This window comes from Acinetobacter proteolyticus (assembly GCF_000367945.1).
GTDB classification, from domain to species: Bacteria; Pseudomonadota; Gammaproteobacteria; order Pseudomonadales; family Moraxellaceae; genus Acinetobacter; species Acinetobacter proteolyticus.
On the sequence record NZ_KB849179.1, the window covers coordinates 1,077,098 to 1,095,065 of the forward strand.

At 38.4% G+C, this 17,968-nt stretch carries 23 protein-coding genes and 1 pseudogene; 13 read left to right on the forward strand and 11 right to left on the reverse strand.

Going from position 1 to position 17,968, the window contains the following annotated elements; genetic code table 11:
• The first annotated feature begins 549 nt into the window (after positions 1-549).
• Genes cydP through F993_RS11700 form a run of 5 tightly spaced genes read left to right on the forward strand, consistent with a single transcriptional unit; the run spans position 550 to position 3,877 of the window.
• Positions 550-741, forward strand: coding sequence for a cytochrome oxidase putative small subunit CydP (gene cydP / locus F993_RS11720; protein WP_004653758.1), 192 nt, complete (start codon positions 550-552; stop codon positions 739-741).
• Positions 741-2,318, forward strand: coding sequence for a cytochrome ubiquinol oxidase subunit I (locus F993_RS11715; protein ID WP_004653759.1), 1,578 nt, complete (start codon positions 741-743; stop codon positions 2,316-2,318). Before cydP ends, F993_RS11715 begins: the two co-directional genes overlap by 1 nt.
• Positions 2,315-3,460 carry a cytochrome d ubiquinol oxidase subunit II gene (gene cydB, locus F993_RS11710; protein ID WP_004653761.1) on the forward strand — a complete coding sequence of 382 codons (1,146 nt, stop codon included), beginning with the start codon at positions 2,315-2,317 and terminating at the stop codon, positions 3,458-3,460. The genes F993_RS11715 and cydB overlap by 4 nt, the downstream gene beginning before the upstream one ends.
• Before the next feature lie 14 nt (positions 3,461-3,474).
• The gene (gene cydX, locus F993_RS20075) at positions 3,475-3,576 is read left to right on the forward strand and encodes a cytochrome bd-I oxidase subunit CydX (RefSeq protein WP_004653762.1); all 102 of its coding nucleotides are present in this window, start codon (positions 3,475-3,477) and stop codon (positions 3,574-3,576) included.
• Between the two features lie 4 nt (positions 3,577-3,580).
• Entirely contained in the window at positions 3,581-3,877 is a 297-nt protein-coding gene (locus tag F993_RS11700) for a cyd operon YbgE family protein (RefSeq protein WP_004653763.1), read from the forward strand.
• 99 nt (positions 3,878-3,976) lie between these two features.
• Here the strand turns inward: F993_RS11700 and F993_RS11695 are convergent, their stop codons facing one another.
• Positions 3,977-4,810, reverse strand: coding sequence for a LemA family protein (locus F993_RS11695; protein ID WP_004653764.1), 834 nt, complete (start codon positions 4,808-4,810; stop codon positions 3,977-3,979).
• A gap of 390 nt (positions 4,811-5,200) precedes the next feature.
• Between F993_RS11695 and F993_RS20735 the strand changes: the two are divergent.
• A pseudogene (locus F993_RS20735) lies at positions 5,201-5,757 on the forward strand (PepSY domain-containing protein); the annotation flags it as partial.
• Positions 5,758-5,811: 54 nt separating this feature from the next.
• Here the strand turns inward: F993_RS20735 and F993_RS11690 are convergent.
• Both F993_RS11690 and F993_RS11685 read right to left on the reverse strand, forming a co-directional pair.
• A complete protein-coding gene (locus tag F993_RS11690) occupies positions 5,812-6,330 on the reverse strand; it encodes a GNAT family N-acetyltransferase (RefSeq protein ID WP_004653767.1) in 519 nt (172 codons plus the stop codon).
• A 63-nt stretch (positions 6,331-6,393) separates the two neighbouring features.
• Complete coding sequence (locus tag F993_RS11685) at positions 6,394-7,077, reverse strand: YccT family protein (RefSeq protein ID WP_004653768.1); 684 nt, start codon at positions 7,075-7,077, stop codon at positions 6,394-6,396.
• A 547-nt stretch (positions 7,078-7,624) separates the two neighbouring features.
• Between F993_RS11685 and F993_RS11680 the strand changes: the two genes are divergently transcribed.
• Positions 7,625-8,434, forward strand: coding sequence for an SDR family NAD(P)-dependent oxidoreductase (locus tag F993_RS11680; protein ID WP_004653769.1), 810 nt, complete (start codon positions 7,625-7,627; stop codon positions 8,432-8,434).
• Between the two features lie 64 nt (positions 8,435-8,498).
• On the opposite strand, the gene F993_RS11675 is transcribed toward F993_RS11680, so the two are convergent.
• From F993_RS11675 to F993_RS11650, 6 genes are all read right to left on the reverse strand, one after another.
• A complete protein-coding gene (locus F993_RS11675) occupies positions 8,499-8,963 on the reverse strand; it encodes a hypothetical protein (RefSeq protein ID WP_004653770.1) in 465 nt (154 codons plus the stop codon).
• 230 nt (positions 8,964-9,193) lie between these two features.
• The gene (locus tag F993_RS11670; protein ID WP_004653771.1) at positions 9,194-9,394 is read right to left on the reverse strand and encodes a hypothetical protein; all 201 of its coding nucleotides are present in this window, start codon (positions 9,392-9,394) and stop codon (positions 9,194-9,196) included.
• A 366-nt stretch (positions 9,395-9,760) separates the two neighbouring features.
• Positions 9,761-10,357, reverse strand: coding sequence for a nitroreductase family protein (locus F993_RS11665; RefSeq protein WP_004653772.1), 597 nt, complete (start codon positions 10,355-10,357; stop codon positions 9,761-9,763).
• 182 nt (positions 10,358-10,539) lie between these two features.
• Positions 10,540-11,655 (reverse strand): signal recognition particle-docking protein FtsY, encoded by a 1,116-nt coding sequence (ftsY, locus tag F993_RS11660; protein ID WP_004653773.1) that lies wholly within the window; start codon positions 11,653-11,655, stop codon positions 10,540-10,542.
• Positions 11,656-11,773: 118 nt separating this feature from the next.
• Positions 11,774-12,103: a hypothetical protein gene (locus F993_RS11655; RefSeq protein ID WP_004653774.1), complete on the reverse strand. Its 330-nt coding sequence runs from the start codon at positions 12,101-12,103 to the stop codon at positions 11,774-11,776.
• A 110-nt stretch (positions 12,104-12,213) separates the two neighbouring features.
• Positions 12,214-12,573 (reverse strand): hypothetical protein, encoded by a 360-nt coding sequence (locus tag F993_RS11650; RefSeq protein WP_004653776.1) that lies wholly within the window; start codon positions 12,571-12,573, stop codon positions 12,214-12,216.
• A gap of 226 nt (positions 12,574-12,799) precedes the next feature.
• On the opposite strand from F993_RS11650, the gene F993_RS11645 reads away from it, so the two are divergent.
• The 3 genes from F993_RS11645 to F993_RS11635 all read left to right on the forward strand — a co-directional run bounded on the left by F993_RS11645 (position 12,800) and on the right by F993_RS11635 (position 14,302).
• A complete protein-coding gene (locus tag F993_RS11645; RefSeq protein ID WP_004653777.1) occupies positions 12,800-13,033 on the forward strand; it encodes an SEL1-like repeat protein in 234 nt (77 codons plus the stop codon).
• Between the two features lie 321 nt (positions 13,034-13,354).
• Complete coding sequence (locus F993_RS11640; protein WP_004653778.1) at positions 13,355-13,732, forward strand: DUF2750 domain-containing protein; 378 nt, start codon at positions 13,355-13,357, stop codon at positions 13,730-13,732.
• A gap of 138 nt (positions 13,733-13,870) precedes the next feature.
• Positions 13,871-14,302 (forward strand): CBS domain-containing protein, encoded by a 432-nt coding sequence (locus tag F993_RS11635; protein WP_004653779.1) that lies wholly within the window; start codon positions 13,871-13,873, stop codon positions 14,300-14,302.
• Between the two features lie 61 nt (positions 14,303-14,363).
• Here the strand turns inward: F993_RS11635 and F993_RS11630 are convergent, their stop codons facing one another.
• Positions 14,364-15,578, reverse strand: coding sequence for an aspartate aminotransferase family protein (locus F993_RS11630; protein ID WP_004653780.1), 1,215 nt, complete (start codon positions 15,576-15,578; stop codon positions 14,364-14,366).
• A gap of 163 nt (positions 15,579-15,741) precedes the next feature.
• On the opposite strand from F993_RS11630, the gene grxD reads away from it, so the two are divergent.
• Entirely contained in the window at positions 15,742-16,083 is a 342-nt protein-coding gene (gene grxD / locus F993_RS11625) for a Grx4 family monothiol glutaredoxin (protein WP_004639270.1), read from the forward strand.
• A gap of 51 nt (positions 16,084-16,134) precedes the next feature.
• On the opposite strand, the gene F993_RS11620 is transcribed toward grxD, so the two are convergent.
• Positions 16,135-16,458, reverse strand: coding sequence for a hypothetical protein (locus tag F993_RS11620; protein ID WP_004653781.1), 324 nt, complete (start codon positions 16,456-16,458; stop codon positions 16,135-16,137).
• 79 nt (positions 16,459-16,537) lie between these two features.
• On the opposite strand from F993_RS11620, the gene F993_RS11615 reads away from it, so the two are divergent.
• Positions 16,538-16,966, forward strand: coding sequence for an HD domain-containing protein (locus tag F993_RS11615; RefSeq protein ID WP_004653783.1), 429 nt, complete (start codon positions 16,538-16,540; stop codon positions 16,964-16,966).
• Positions 16,967-17,021: 55 nt separating this feature from the next.
• Positions 17,022-17,942, forward strand: a complete 921-nt coding sequence (locus F993_RS11610; protein WP_004653784.1) for a LysR family transcriptional regulator — start codon at positions 17,022-17,024, stop codon at positions 17,940-17,942.
• The last annotated feature ends 26 nt before the right edge of the window (positions 17,943-17,968 follow it).

Sequence of the window (17,968 nt, forward strand, 5' to 3'; positions counted from 1 at the left end):
TCATTCAAAAAAGCTCTTTTCTGCATGAAACCTATTAAATTTACATTTTGTTACAAATATACTGGCTAAAAGTTTTAAATTTAGCTCTTCCCTTCTTGTTGTTTTCATGATCTCACTGGCACAAAAAACACAACAGTGATTACTATCACATTTTTTAGAATAATTCCTACCTATACACTCGATTTTATAAAGACTTGATTACGAGAAGTATTTAATGTTGTATTTAAAACGATAAGTCACTGTATATATTATCAATTTTATAAACATACTATTTTAGTTGGTTTAATATTTATTTAATTCAGTATAAATCATATCTTTTTAATCGGATTTAAAAATATAAATACAACTGTTTTAATCAGATTTTAAAATAAATTCAGATTATTTTAGTTGGTTAAAACAAATATTTTAAAATATTTAATAAAAATTAATTATCATACTGATTTAAAACAATTATTTTATTTTAAATTATTTACAAACCCTAAAGGTTTATTTTTAATGAATTTTATTTAATAATGTTTTACATCTTCTTTAAATATGAGGCTAGGTTCAATGAACACAAGTTCTCAAGATCCAAATCGGCGGCTCATTAGAGAAATCACGATTATTCTTATTATTAAAGTTGCACTTCTCTTGGTGATTAAACACATCTGGTTTGATGCGCCAACGATTCCAAAAGATTTTAACAATGAAGTTGCCGAGCGTATTGCTGGTGACATGTCCAAAACTCAGGAGACACGTTGATGATTTCTGAAAGCGTGGTCGATCTTTCGCGGTTCCAATTTGCAATGACCGCAATGTATCACTTTCTTTTCGTCCCTCTAACTTTAGGTCTGGCTTTTATTCTTGCCATCATGGAAACCACCTATGTGATTTCAGGCAAAGAAATTTATAAAGATATGACCAAATTCTGGGGGAAACTCTTCGGGATTAACTTTGCCTTAGGGGTAACCACTGGTCTGACTATGGAATTCCAGTTCGGTACCAACTGGGCTTATTACTCTCACTATGTAGGCGATATTTTCGGGGCACCGCTTGCAATTGAAGGCCTAATGGCTTTCTTCCTTGAATCTACCTTTATTGGTTTGTTCTTCTTTGGTTGGGATCGCCTATCTAAAGTCCAACACTTAGGTGTAACTTGGTTAGTGGCGATTGGCTCGAATATGTCGGCCTTGTGGATTTTGATTGCCAATGGTTGGATGCAAAACCCTGTCGGTGCTGCATTTAACTACGAAACCATGCGTATGGAACTGGTGGACTTTGGCGCGTTGATCTTTAACCCAGTGGCTCAAGTCAAATTTGTACATACGGTTTCTGCGGGTTATGTCACTGGTGCAATCTTTGTACTTGCCATCTCAAGCTATTACTTATTAAAGAAACGTGATTTACCTTTTGCACGACGCTCATTCGCCATCGCTGCAATCTTCGGTTTAGCATCAACGTTATCTGTGATTCTACTTGGTGATGAATCTGGTTATGAGTTGGGTGATGTTCAAAAGACCAAACTTGCTGCGATTGAAGCAGAATGGCATACCGAGCCTGCACCTGCTGCATTCACCTTATTTGGTCTCCCAAATCAGCAGGAAATGCGTACCGACTATGCAATTAAGATTCCTTATGTGATGGGGATTATTGCAACACGTTCTACTGATAAAGAAGTAACAGGTTTACGTGACTTGATGAAAGAACATGAAGTGCGTATCCGTAACGGTATGGTGGCCTATAGCGAGTTAGAGAAACTTCGTGCTGGTGACCGCTCTCCAGACTTATTGGCTTCATTTGAGAAAAATCAAAAAGACTTGGGTTATGGTCTGTTATTGAAAAAATATTCTCCAAATGTGGTTGATGCGACTGAAGAACACATCCAAGCTGCAACCAAAGATACCATTCCAAACGTCGCAGCACTGTTCTTCTCTTTCCGTGCCATGGTTGCTTCTGGCTTCCTCATGCTGTTGTTATTCCTGTTCGCAACTTGGGCTGTGGCAAAACGTAATGCCGAAGATAAACCTTGGTTACTCAAATTTGCTTTGTTTGCCCTCCCGCTCCCATGGATTGCAGCTCAAACAGGTTGGTATGTGGCTGAAGGTGGTCGTCAACCATGGTCAATCGGTGAAATTCTACCAACACATCTGTCTGCTTCAAGTGTGAGTACTGGTGATGTGTGGGGCTCTATTATTGCACTTGCAGCGTTCTACACGGTGCTACTCATTATTGAAATGTACTTAATGATCAAATTTGCTCGTTTAGGTCCAAGTTCTTTGCATACTGGTAAATATCATTTTGAAAAACTAGAAGCAAAAACTGGGGAGACTCAATCATGATCGAATATGAACTACTAAAAATCATCTGGTGGGTGCTCGTTGGTGTACTACTGATCGGCTTTGCACTTACCGATGGTTTCGATATGGGCTCAATGGCACTGATGCCATTTGTAGGTAAAACTGACTCTGAACGCCGTGCTGCAATCAATACCATCGCACCACACTGGGATGGTAACCAAGTCTGGTTTATTACAGCAGGTGGTGCACTGTTTGCTGCTTGGCCAATGGTTTATGCCGTTGCCTTCTCCGGGATGTACTGGGCCTTATTACTGGTGCTATTTGCCCTGTTCCTGCGACCCGTCGGTTTCGACTATCGCTCTAAATTAGAGAATACCCAATGGCGTAATTCTTGGGACTGGGGCTTATGTATCGGTGGTGCTGTGCCTGCACTGGTGTTTGGCGTCGCATTCGGTAACTTGTTCCTCGGCGTACCCTTTAGCTTAGATGACACGTTACGTTCGCAATATACAGGTAGCTTCTTTGCGCTCTTAAATCCATTTGCACTAATTTGCGGTATCGTCAGTCTATCGATGTTATGTGCACACGGTGGCGCTTGGCTGATGCTACGTACCGATGGCAATTTGCATAACCGTTCTGCCAAAGCAACAAAAATCATGGCAATCGTGTTCCTTGTTTGCTTCTTGGCTGCGGGTGCATGGTTAGTCTTTGGCAATATCTCAGGTTATAGCTATGCAACTGCGGTCAATACCAATGCCGCACTGAATCCACTTGCGAAAGATGTGGTGACCAATGCCAATCATGGTTGGTTAAACAACTATGCAACCTATCCCATCACCATGGCTGCGCCAATTGCTGCAATCTTAGGTGCATTATTGGTGATTGTCAGTGCAGCGAAACATAAAGCGGCTGTGAGTTTTACCGGTACAAGTCTGATGATTGTTGGTGCAATTCTCACTGCTGGTTTTGCCTTGTTCCCATTCTTATTACCATCAAGCATTGATCCAACCTCAAGCTTGACCATGTGGGATGCGGTTTCTAGTCATAAAACCCTTGGTGTAATGACTGTTGCTGCATGTATCTTCGTTCCTCTCATTTTGATCTATACCTCTTGGTCGTATTACAAAATGTGGGGTGTCATCACCAACAAACATATTGAAGAAAATTCACATAGTTTGTATTAATCAGGAGATATGACATGTGGTATTTTGCATGGATTCTAGGTGTCTTGATGGCATGTTTCGCAGGTGTACTCAGTGCACTGTATATCGAACATCATCAAGATTTAGATGAGGAATAATAGAATGGCTGAAGCAATGACAACACCGAAGAATAGTAAAGCGCAAGTACTTGCAATGACCATTTCGTTTTTGTTGGCATTGCCGCTTGCTACTATTTTACTGGTACATCCATCACTAATGTTGGATGCCAACGGGCATTATAATCATAGCTTGCTGATGTTAGTAATGATTGGAATTTCTGGTGGTTTCGTGCATGGAGTCGGATTTATACCAAGATTCTGGTTATGGAAATGGTTATTTAGTCCTTATATCGCTTGGCCACTCATGGTTTTGGGATATTTTATCTGGATTGGAAATTAACCCTTACACCGACCATAAAAAAAGCTGCCAGTTAATCTGGCAGCTTTTTTTATTTATGAGAAACTCAAAGCTAAAAAATTTGATCAAGCTTAAACTGACTCATTCTGCCTTACTCGATGTTTGAGCTTGCTCAACATTTTCAGACTGATCAATTTGAGCCTGCTCGGAATGATCAATAGCTCTTGCATCAGAAAACTCTTTAGTATTTTGCTCTACCTGCTTCGGTGTATCTGTTATTTGCTGATACTTTGACACTGCACTTTCTTTTAAGTTCTGAACTTGCTCACTCTCCAAAATGCGTTTACTTGTATCGAATGCTTTATTGGCAAGTGCTTTTGAACCATCAACTAAACTGTTTTTTGCTGAACCCAAGAGCGTTGTTAAATGCTCAGCACTATCGGTATGAAAATCTTTTAGAATATGTTGTTCCGTATTTTCAACTGAAAAATCCAAATAGGGTGCTTCGGAAAATTTGAGTGCATTCGCAATAAAAACAGTTGGGATAGAACCTCGTTTGGTATTGTATTCTCGAACGTAATGGTTAAACGTTTCGCGTTGATGACCAATCTCATCTTCAACAGCTTTGATACTTTGCATCAGACTCTGATATTGTTCATTTGCTTTAAGATCTGGGTAACGCTGAACTAGACCCTGAATTCCCATCAAAGCCACCTGGGATTCACGCTGCCCAGAAACGATCTCATTTGCCTTGGTTGCATCTTTAGAAATAGTCAGATGCAAGAGTTGCTCGCCATCTTGGTAGTTTTTTACCACATCAATTAACTGATTAATCAGATTCACTTTCTTTTGCAAAGATACAGAAATATTTGAAAGACTTGATTTAATAAACTCTGCTTTCGCTTGCAAACTATTATATGCTTTGAACAGCAGATACATCACAATTAAAACAACAAACAATATAATCCAAAACATACCACCCTCAAACTTTTTTCTCATTATTTAAAATCATGGAAAATACTCCATCAATTAAATCAATATTTTAAATTTTCACGATCATCTTAAATAAAGCAAAGGGATAAAACCATCTCAAACATGAGTACTGTATCAAGTCTGTTTAATTTCAGAGTGATTAACAAAATCAGCATAAATACCTGTATTAACAAATACTTAAATCGTTAAAAAACATTAAAAAATAAGACTTTTTTCAGCCAAAATTAATGCAAAAAAGTCCCATAATGTAAAATAAAATCTAACTTAATATTTTTATCTACTGCTATTTTTATATAAAAGGCTGCCAAATTTGAAAGCCTTTTTTTATGAGCACCTATAGGATTTCACCACTGGCTTCGATTTCAGAACCATTCGTTTTTGTTCTATTCAGGCAATATTCTGTGGATTGAAACACGCCTGCGTAAACAGAAGAATCCCAACCTACCAGCACCACAACAGCGTAAAGATGTCATGTTTATTGCCAATTTAAGCATTGGTGCTTGTTTAGGCTGTATGTTGGCAATTTTTACCAGTATGTTGATTGGTCGATGGGCCTATGTCATACCAATGCAATTACAAAGTCATAACCATGTGTTTATGTATAGCTACTATTTTGTATTTATGCATGTATTGCATACAGCTTCATCATTGGCGCAGCAAAAGCTTTAGCTCAGCTGTTCTTAGCAATTGCAGTGGTTTTATTGCTCATTCCTGCAACGTCTGTACTTGCCTATGTGTTTCCAATCCAAGGACTAGGATATTCAACAGGTAGTTTGATTTGGATTGATATCGTTGCTTTAGTCTTTGCTTTAATATTTATACGTTCTTATCAACAAGCTAGAGACCGTGCACAAGTTGCACCAGTTGGTTCAATTTGGTCTACGCAAAAAGTTGACCAAGCACCATCGCCTACTGAAAACCAAGCTTAACCTCCTGTTCTTAGCGCCATGATTGTTGCAATTTATCATGGCTCTTTTTATGCCTTAAAGAGATTTTTTCATTTCAATGAGTTGAATCGGGATAAGAGGTTGCCCTACTTCAGCCTCAATTGGATATTCACTTTTCCGTCCCGTTATTTGGTAACCACGGCGCTGATAATAGGCCAACAGTTCAGTTCGGACATCCAAAACATGCATGACTAAATCGCGAATCTTTGGATAATTTTGAGCAATATATAACTCAGCATAATTGAGTAATTCACGCCCATAGCCTTGATTCTGTATGCTTGGATCAATCGCAAAAGTACCTATCTCTATACAATCAGCATTCAAGCTTAATCCAATGCAGGCAACAATCTCATCATTACCTAGCTCACCCACCAATAATTCGAAATTTGGTTGCTGCAATATTTGTTCTAATTGAACTTTACCAATCCGATCGCCTTGCACATACGCTTTTTCAGTTGTCCAACTACGTTCCGATTGTTCTCTATAAGCGATATTAATCAGCTTAGCCAATTGTTCCAAATCACTATTCTTTGCTTTTCTAATCTGTAAAGACATTTTTATTTTATTCCACACAAAACAAAGCCGATGATAACATCGGCTTTGTTATTAAATTTTAGATTAGTTTGTTTGACCAGCTAACCAAGCCATAAATTTTTGGCGCTCAGCTTTAGATGCTTTCTGCCACAATTCTGCCAATTGTTGATCTGTGGTTTTTGCTGTACCGGCTGCCGCTGCTGTTGTTACTGCTACAGGCGCAGTTGCAACTACTTGCGCTGTTGTTCCTGCATAAACAGGTGCAGGCTGATTCGCAGCATTATTCTTATTCTTTTGCGTTAAATCCAAAGTGCGACTTAATAAATTACTACCTGTAAACCAAGGCTGTGCTTCATTATTTGCACCTGTTTGCTGTACCACCAATTTTTTGTTTTGATCGTATAAAGCAACAGTAGGTTGATCAGCATATTTTTTTGCTGCTTCAAAATCTTTAGGAGCATTTACCAGACCCAACGTATAGGATTGATTGTCTTTCAAATCAGGAGCTTGTAGAGTGACCACACCCGATTTAATGATGTCATGTTCACCATTCAAATGTTCAAAATATTCACGATAACGGACATTGACCGTTAAATTACCTGGATCAACTTGATAGTTATTCTTCTTTGACGGAATTAATCCACTGTTTACTTCTTGACCATTTACAGCAAGAATCACGATTTCTTCAGGGGCAGTAATAGTGACTGCAGAAAAAACTGAACTACTTAATAATAAACCGAAAGCAGCAACACCAACTCTTAAAGACATTAGACTCTTCTCGATATAAACAATTTATGAAATCGTAAGCACTATGCTCCGCGATTATGACCATTTTATGACAAAAACCAAAACTGTCTATTGCAACAATTCGGCTTATTTAAGATATATACATCATATATATGGCAAAAGAAAATGACTTTATCTAACATTTTGTTTTATAAAACAAATATATCATTAAGAATTGTCTTGCTGCAAAATTCTGCAAAACATGAGCAAAGCTGCTAGTTATGATTATACCTAAATTGATCATTTTGATCTCAGATCTATTTGAAAATTATATTGATTTGAAAGGAAAAAGTTTCAATCTAAAACGTAAAAAACCGCTTAAATAAGCAGTTCCTGTTGAGATTGACTAAGAACCCTTCCCTTCAACTGAGTTTTTAATTGCCTGAAATGTAACAATCGCAGCACATGATTCTCATCTGCAAAAATAGAAGTTGAAGCAGTTAGGAAAATTAATAAACCTAGTTTTTTTCATAAAATATGCCTTTTTAATAGATCATACGTTATAAATAAGCGAATAAAATATATACTAATGAGTCTATATTTCGACCAAAAACGAATTATCAATTTAATAGAGAACAATTTTTTGAATAAAACTTTAAGTAATATCTTACCTGTTGCACTGGTCACTGGCTCTACTTCTGGAATTGGTGCCGCGATAGCTCGCAGACTTTCTAAAGATGGTTATGCATTGGTTATTCATTCACGCAGTTCTACCAGAACTGGACTTGCCTTAGCTGCTGAATTAGGAAATGCAATTTACATCCAAGCAGAACTATCAAAAGATGAAGATAGGATAAGACTTATTCATGAGGCTGTATCATGGAGAGGTCGGCTTGATATTCTGGTCAACAATGCGGGGGTTAGTTGTATTATTCCGCATGATGACTTAATGGCCGCATCACCAGACATCTGGCATGAATTACATGAAGTCAATGTCGTAGCGCCATTTAGGCTCATCGCTGAAGCAGAAGTTGCTTTGAGAAAATCAGCACAACATGGGCGATCTGCTTGCATCATAAATATTAGCTCACACGCTGGCATACGCCCAAAGGGAGCTTCTATACCCTATGCAACATCCAAAGCCGCACTAAACCATATGACTCGCTTACTTGCGCTATCGCTTGCTCCAGATATTCGAGTAAACGCAATTGCTCCAGGTTTAGTCAATACGCCTTTAACAAAAAATTGGAAGTCTACTCATCAGCTATGGAGTGAACGTTCGCCTATGCGTAAAGCGGCTGAACCAGATGATATTGCTCATTTAGTGGCAATGCTAGCAACTTCAGATTACCTGACAGGAGAAATTCTAATTTCTGATGGTGGATTAAACCTGACCTAAAAATAAATATAGCTTCCTGACAACAAAAAAGCCCATCTTTTGATGAGCTTTGCCGTTAACTGACTTATTCCCCAATTGGGATTGAGAATTTAAGTTGATTATTTCTCTGATCCAATGGCACCGAGTTATGTTTCGCAATTTTTTGCTGATAATCTTTTTCAGACATTAAACCTCTGTTCTTGGCCTTCAAAATTGAGTTGAACTGTTGCTGATGTGCTTGTGCATTCAAAGCATCGAAATGTCTATGTTCCAAATAATATTGAGACTTATCATGAGGGCTCATATTCGATGTATGCTGTTCTGCTACATGCGCTTGCTCTAATTCATAATTGCGTTGATTGATACGATCTTGTTCTTGTTGCTTCATTGATTCAAAAAAATCAAATTGTTCACTACTATTAGCGATCTCTTTATGAGGTGCTTCATTATTTAGAATTAAAAGTGATTTATCTTTATTGAAGATATCATCTGCACTATACACCGAACCGCAAATTACCGTACTTATAAAAAGAATTACTATTTTTTTCACCAAAACACTCAACACAAAACAAATAAAGACAAGTGTATATTTTATTATTTATTCTAAATAATTTCAAATAAAACATTAAAAACAAAAGCTTATGATTAATCGGTTAAATCATAACGCGCACTCACAACGTTTGATGATGCTATTGTTTTGATTATTTTTTGCTTCAAAAGTAAAGTAAATATCACAAACAAAGAAAACCTCCCGAAGGAGGTTTTTATCTCTTGATTCAATTAAAGATCAGTTCCGATAAACACACTCGAAATAAAGAATTCTGCATCTTCATCATCAGTGGAATCAAACTCTACCTCAAGGTGGATGACTTCAGCACCTGTCTTGTCTTTGAATTCTGCAAATTTCTTCTCAAGGAAATCTGAAATCTCATGTTCTAATGTTGCTCGTTCTTGACGATATTGTTCTATTGCTTCTTTCATGATGAGTTCCTATTAATCCGAACTACAATAAAAGCAAACTATTATGAAAATAACAAGACAACAAAAAAGTCCACCATTTGATGAGCTTTAATTTACGTGATCTACTTAAACTTTGACCACGATAATATAGCAATAGCGCTTATCCTACGCACGGTCAAGTTTGTTTAAAGAAAAATTTCCCCGAATAGACCTGCCTTTATCAGTCGCTGATTTTCTATAGATTGAACATTCATAGATCTTTTCTTTTGTTCTTTACGAATATTATTCTGGCAAGTCTTTATTGAATCAATTTTAATTTGGGTGAATATTGCAATTCACATAAAAAAGAGCACTCAAAAGTGCTCTTTCATTGATGCTGCTTTTAACTTAGTTAAAAGTTTTGAAGCGCGCTGCATCATCCATATACGTTTTTTCGCCTGCTGCTGCTTCGATTGAACCGAATACAAGCTGAGCGCGTAATTTCCAGTTTGCAGGAATATCAAAAGTTTCCGCAACTTCTGCATCAACAATTGGGTTGTAGTGCTGTAATGATGCACCCACACCAATTTCAGATAAAGCAGTCCATGTTGCGAACTGAGCGATTGCACTTGAATGTTCTGACCATACTGGGAAGTTATCAGCATATAATGCAAATTGCTCTTGTAAGCCTTTTACAACATCTTGATCTTCATAGAATAACGCTGTACCAAAACCAGCTGCAAAGCTATCAATTTTTGCACTTGTATTTGCAAATGCTTCTGCTGGTACCATTTTACGCAAAGTTTCACGTACGATTTCCCAGAATTTAACATGAGACTCACCATACAAAGTCACAACACGTGAAGTTTGCGAGTTGAATGATGATGGGCTGTGTTTTACAGCTTCACGGATGGTTTCTTCAACTTTGGTTTGGTCAACAGTAAGATTTTTACCAATTGCATAAATGGTACGGCGTGATTTAATGCTATTTAAGAAGTTGCTCATCTTGTTATTCCTACCTATGTGGCCTATGGGCCGTTATCTTGGATTGAATGTAGTGTATAACGACGCATTTTTTAGGAATAGCCTAAAAAACATGACAGATCGTTTTATTTTTGAAACAGTCTTATTTTCTATTGGAAATAAAAAACTCCACATATCGTGGAGTCTTTTTTAACACCATTGAGTTACTTATCGGTTTCAAACAATGCAGCAACGAATGATTTTGCGGAGAAAGGACGCAAATCATCAATTTTCTCACCTACACCGATATAACGAATCGGTACATGAGTACGACTTGCAATATTAAATAACACGCCACCTTTTGCGGTACCATCAAGCTTGGTAATGGTAATCCCTGTTAAGCCAACAGCTTCATCAAACAGTTGCACTTGGTTAATCGCATTTTGACCTGTGCCCGCATCCACAATCAGCATAATCTCATGCGGTGCAGTTGCATCAATCTTTTGCATCACACGCTTTACTTTTTTCAACTCTTCCATCAAGTTGGCTTTGTTCTGCAAACGCCCCGCAGTATCTGCGATCAAGACATCAATACCTTTCGCACGCGCACTTTCAAAAGCGTCAAAAATAACTGAAGCACTATCCGCGCCATGACCTTGAGCCACAACTGGGATATCATTACGATCACCCCAAATTTGCAATTGTTCTGTTGCCGCAGCACGGAAGGTATCACCTGCCGCCAACATCACTTTCTTGCCTTCACCTTGTAAACGCTTAGCCAATTTACCAATGGTTGTGGTTTTACCAACACCATTTACACCGACCATCAGAATCACATACGGTGATTTATTTGGATCAATATGTAAGGGTTTAACACGCGGTGCAAGCAAAGCTACCAATTCTTCTTGCAATGCTTTATACAACGCATGTGAATAGATCAAATCACCACGTGCTGTTCGTTCAGTCAGGTTTGCAATAATAGTTTTAGTCGCATCTACACCAATGTCTGCAACCAATAACTGCTCTTCAACTTCTTCCAATAATTCATCATCAATCTCTTTCCCACCGATTAAGATATTGACCATGCCATCGGTAAAACTACGACGGGTTTTAGTCAAACCATCTTTCATGCGACCAAAGAAGCCTGTTGATTTGGTTTCTTCTTCAACAGCTGCAGGTTGCTCGGCAACTGATGCAACTACAGGCGTTTCAACTGTTGGCTGTACAACTGGCTCTATAATGGGAACATCGACAGCAGGCAAACTCGGCAATGTGACATCGTCATCGCCGATATCAGCATTTATCAAGAATTTATTTTGCATATTCGATTGCTGTTGCATGTCGATTCCTTGAGATTAAAGCAGCTTTTAAAAAGACGGTCAGTCTAGCATAAATTGATTTCGTTTTCCCGATCACGGCAAGCCATTCATTTATCAATAGAAATGAGTCGCTTAAATCTCATTCATCTTCTTTTGCCATCGCAGGATATTGTTTAATCCGATTCGACTCAAATTGATACGCATTTAATAATTTGAGGTAGTCAACACGGCGAATTAAAGCATGTGTTAACACTTCTTCAGCCAAATGTTGTGTCCTCGGATGACTGGCTTGCTGTGCGTATTGAACTATTTTTTGGTATTGCAAAGTATTGATCGGACGTTGTAATGCGTTATACGCGAGTATAAATATAGACAAAATAATAATACCGACCAAAACATTATAAAATTGGTCTAATTTGAATCCTAATTTGGATTGCATCACTTTATGCTTAGAAATTATAGACAACATAACCTACCTCGAGTTAGAGGTAGTGTATGTCTCTGATTCACTTAGAACAAGTACAACGTTCAATAAGTCACAATTCCACAACTTATTGAACGTATATCACTTTGTAGTGATTAACTAATAAGTGAACGAACAAAAGCGAAATACAAGATAAAAGCAATGATGACCAAGGTAATAAAAATGGCAAACATACCTACACCACTTTCGGCATCAGCAGGATGCAGTTCATCATCATCTGCAATATTTTTTAATTCGCCATCATAGATCCGATAAAACTGATCTTTTTGCTCTGGACTTAAATGACTGGCAAAATCATAAACTCGTTTACGCTGTGCTAAGCAGTAGTCACCCAAGTGGATTTCTTGATGGAAAATGGCTTCATCAAGCAATTGGCGATGATGATGAGCTAAGGCAATGATCTGACTTTCTAATGGTGGAACGTCTACAGTTACGCCATCAATGACATTTGACATGTTATTCTCCTTTTCTCTTATTCTCACTTTGATTTTACTTAAAATTATTTGTGGTTAATGTTTAATCGTGTAAGCTTTTATTTACGCAAAGATACTAAATATATTTGACATTTCCATCAATTTGTCATATTACTTTAATAATTCAGAGTTAAAGTAGCTTAAATTCAAAGTAGAGTATCTTTGAATAGAATTTGCGGTAATCATAATTAAAATAAGGAGTTATTATATGATTCAACAATTTACACACCATGAACTAGAGCATGTATATGCGAATGCGGTCAATACAATTCAATCGCAAAAAAACTTCCAAGATGCAGTAAAAGAGCTAGAGGAAGTAGCTAAAGCAGGTCACGGTAAAGCGGCATTATTTTTAGCAGAGTTGTATTATCAAGGCTTCCGAGTCGAACGTGATTCCTTGAAGGCCCAATATTGGCAAAAGATGGCAACCTTACAAGCTTAAAGAGACGTCACTTAGGTGGCGTTTTTTAATACCTGTGTAAAACGTATTAACATTATCCTTTCATATTTCTGACTTGCGCTACGTCAAAGCTTCATCGCTTTGTCTTGCTCAGGTGGCGTTTTTTAATACCTGTATAAACCCTATTGACCTCATTCTTCCCTATTGTCTAACTTGCGCTTCGTCAAAACTATAAGTGCTTTGCTCTAGGACAGTTATTGATACCAACAATATTTGCTTACGATTTAGATCAATTGTTTAAACATAATTGCCATCTATATTTCTTATAATAAAACATAAGTTTAAGAATATTAGTTTAATAACATGCACCGTTTTAACCATTTCCAACCAGTCTCACGTGAGTTGATGATTAAAATTTCAATTCTAAAAACAATGATGTATTGTGGTGTTCTTTGGGGTCTGTACCATCAAGGTTGGGCCATCAAATCAGATCAAGACGGTCATGTATTCCCTTTCTGGCTCAACGGTGTTCAAGCCCATCGCTACGCAAAAGCACACTGGAAAAACTACACACCACGTAAAATTACGCCGAAAGATTTTCATGAATCCTTGCTTCCGACCTTAACTCGTTTACAGGTTGAACCTGCTTTATTCAACTCTTCGCACCGAAAATTTAAACTTTCAACCCAGCAAATGCAGCATTTCTTCTTTATGCCACATCAAGCCACGGCGACAGCTTAGTCATTCATGGCCTGACAATGATGACTTTTTAGGCATTCATGAGAAAAAGTTATCATTGAAGAGAAATTAGGACTTTGCAATTAAAAAAAATACCGTTAAGTTAAATGAAAATGACAATACAACACAGGTGGATAAACAATGACAATCGTTGCTCAAGTCATCAAGAATAAAGCAGTACAATCAATTTTCACCATTTCACCGAATGCGACTGTACTTGAAGCAATTAAAATTATGGCAGATAAAGGAGTCGGTGCTTTAGTCGTTGCCGAAGAAGAGAAAGTCGTCGGGATTTTCTCTGAACGTGACTATACCCGTAAAATTGCCTTGATGGAGCGTTCTTCAAATAATACGCCTGTCGCTGATATTATGACTTCAAAAGTAATCTCAGTCGGTTTAAACCATACGGTAGAAGAATGTCTTAACCTTATGACTGATCGTCATTTACGTCATTTACCTGTACTTGATCAAGAGAAGCTAGTCGGTTTTATCTCCATTGGTGATTTGGTTAAAGCTGCAATGGATGATCAACGTATTCTGATTGAACAGCTGCAACAATATATCTCTGGTTAAAGATTTAATCAGACATAAAAAAGGGCAAATTCATTGCCCTTTTTTATTAGGTATTGATTAATTAAGCTTTGAGGAAGTTTTGAATGGCAGGCACAAGACGTTTTAACAATTCATCTGCTTGTGCTTGTGTCATATTTAGCGGCGGTAATAAACGAACCACTGAACCTGCAGTAACATTGACAATCAAGTGATATTCATCACGTGCGATTGCAACCAGCTCAGCACAGTCTTTTGGTAATTGAATACCGATCATCATGCCAAAACCGCGTACTTGCACATTGTAATCAGTCAATTGCGCGCTTAATTGATCAACAATATAAGCACCGACTACTGCAGCATTTTCAACTGCCTTCTCTTTCTCAAGTGTATCCAATACAGTATAAACTACACGCGAACCTAAGACCGTTCCGCCATAGGTCGAACCATGACTGCCCGCACCAAGTAAACCAACGGCTTTGCCTTGCGTCATCACAGCGCCAATAGGGAAACCATTCCCCAGACCTTTGGCCGTGGTCATCACATCAGGAACAATATTGGTATGTTGATAAGCAAAATATTTACCTGTACGACCATTCCCTGTTTGAATTTCATCCAGCATCATCAACCAGTTATGTTGATTACATAAAGCGCGAACATCATCCAGATAACTAAAACCTTGCGGCGCTGTATTCACACCACCTTCACCTTGAATTGGTTCAATCAGAATCGCAACAATTTCTGGATGGTTGATGGCTGCTTCTTGAATTGCTTCAACGTCACCAAATGGTACGCGAATAAAACCTTCAACCAATGGTGCAAAACCTTCCTGAACTTTTTTATTACCTGTTGCAGATAAGGTTGCCAAAGTACGACCATGGAATGATTGTTCAGCTACTAAAATTTTAGGATTGGCAATGCCTTGTTGAGCTCCAAACTTTCGTGCAATTTTGATGGCACCTTCATTTGATTCCGCACCGCTATTAGAAAAGAAAATTTCTTGCATGCCTGAAACTTCAGCCAGTTTTTGTGCTGCCGCCGTTTGCCAAGGAATTTCAAATAAATTACTGGTATGTACCAATGTCGCAGCCTGTTCAGCAATCGCCTCAGCAATCACAGGATGTGCATGGCCTAGGCCACATACCGCAATCCCTGTAAGCGCATCTAAATATTCTGTGCCATCTGCCGTATATAAATACGCCCCTCGTCCTCGTACAAAGCTGATCGCTTGACGGCCATAGGTCGCCATAAGATGTGATGGTTGATCAGGTTGCACAGGAGCAAGAGTGATATTAGTCATAACAAACTCAATCTATCATTAGTTGTGGTGAAAAAAGTTATATAAGCAAAAACTTGCGTAGATTGAAAGCCTAAAGTCACATTTATATAAGAAAAATCTTTTGCAATCCTCCGCCGCGCTTTTTTTTAGGTATAATGCAGGGAGATTAGTAGAGGATCTATCTATGACGGAACAAGCGCGTGATACAGTAGCGTTAATTCGTGATCAAATTGCGAAACACCCTGTTTTACTTTACATGAAAGGCACTCCACAATTCCCGCAATGTGGTTTTTCTGCTCGTGCAGTAGAAGCACTTAGCCAAATTGGTCGTCCATTTGCCTATGTAAATATTTTGGAAAATCAAGATATTCGTGCAACTTTACCACAAATTGCAAACTGGCCTACTTTCCCACAGTTATGGATCAATGGCGAGTTAATCGGTGGTAGCGATATCATGCTTGAAATGTTCCAAAATGGCGAATTAAAGCCATTAGTTGAACAGTACAGCCCTGCTCCTGAAGCATAAGCTGTAAAGCAGAAAGCCAATCAATTGATTGGCTTTTTTATTGGAAAAGTTTTAGTTGGGACTAAAACCAACATAGCGGAACATCCCTTCTACCCCCAAATCAGCCTTATAAATATGTAAATCAGGATAATTTGCTTGGGTCACACTGGCAAAAATATTCATGTTCGGATCTTCATGAATTTCATCGACAGATTGTGGTAAAACTTCTTCAAAACGATCTGCGATAAACTCAAAGCCCAAATCCATTGCCATGAATACCGTATGCTCACACGGTTGAATATATTGCTCCTGATCCCAGTCGAGGACAGCATGCTGGCAATAAGGACATACAATGTTTTGGCTCGCATCGACAATGTTGATGAGTTGATATGACATAATAATAAAGCGTTAAAAATTTCAGTTAGTTTAAAAGAATATGACGCGCTAATCTATCTTGCATAGGAGGATTCAGTTGATGGCAACACTTGAACAAGCCATTGCATTCGCAGCAAAACAACATGAAGGCCAAGTTGATAAAGCCAATGCACCCTATATTTTACACCCGCTCAGAGTAATGCTGAATGTACCCAGTATTGAACACAAAATCATTGCTGTTTTACATGATGTCTTGGAAGATACCAATACCAGTATCGAAGACTTACAAATGCTGGGATTTCAAGCACACATTATCGAGGCAATCCTCGCACTGACCAAACAACACGGTGAATCTCGAATACAGGCCGCGCAACGAACCGTACAAAACCCTTTAGCACGTGTTGTGAAATTGGCAGATATCACTGACAATATGGACTTGTCTCGAATTTCATCGCCAACAGTCAAAGATTTTGAGCGATTGAACGAATATAAACAGGTTAGAGATATTTTATTGGCCCAAAATGTTTAATAATTACGATTGTATGAATTTTACTTGATGACAAGAAGCTGGAGTTTATAGCGTAATGCTAACGGATTTAGATGATTTTTATTGCTTTGCGCTCGTTGTAGAGCACGGTGGCTTTAGTGCCGCAGAACGTGCGACTGACATTCCTAAATCTAAACTCAGCCGCAGAGTTTATAATCTTGAAGAACAATTGGGTGTACGTCTGATTCAACGTAGCTCGCGTCACTTTGCCGTTACAGACATCGGCATGGATGTCTACCGCCATGCGCAAGTGATGATGAATGCCGCGCAAGCAGCGCACGATGTGGTCAATCATTTAAGCAGCCAACCCCGTGGTGTGATTAAAGTAAGTGTGCCTGTTGATATCGCACAAAACCAGATGGCAAAAATCCTACCGGCCTTTTTGAAAAAATATCCTGAAGTTCGGGTTCAGATGATGATCAGCAACCGTCGTGTTGATGTCATTAACGAAGGAATTGATCTGGCTTTACGAGTGCGTTCTAAATTGGATGATGATCCGAACCTTGTATTACGCCAATTTGAAGCGATTGAACAACGTCTTTTTGCCAGTCAAGCCTATTTAAATGAATTTGGTCATCTTAACAGTCCAGAACAACTGGCCGAACACCGTATTATTAGTATGTCGGAAGAGCATCTGGATCAACAGTTCTTACTTACGGGCCCAGATCAACAACAGAAAAAGATTAAAGTGAATCCTGTGATTATGGGATCAAATCTCCTGATGTTGGCAGAGTTAGCAACACAAAACTGCGGAATTGCGTTACTACCAGACAGTATTGCCCAAGATTTCGTTAAGTCAGGACAACTGGTAACTGTGTTACCTGAATGGACTGCACCACATGGTATTTTCCATGCCGTTTATCCTTCACGTCGTGGTTTACTTCCTGCAGTACGAGTCTTCATTGATTATTTGGTCGAGCAACTGACCCAATGTTCAACTAGAAAAAAGCGCGATTAACAAATCGCGCTTTTCTTTTTGAGTAG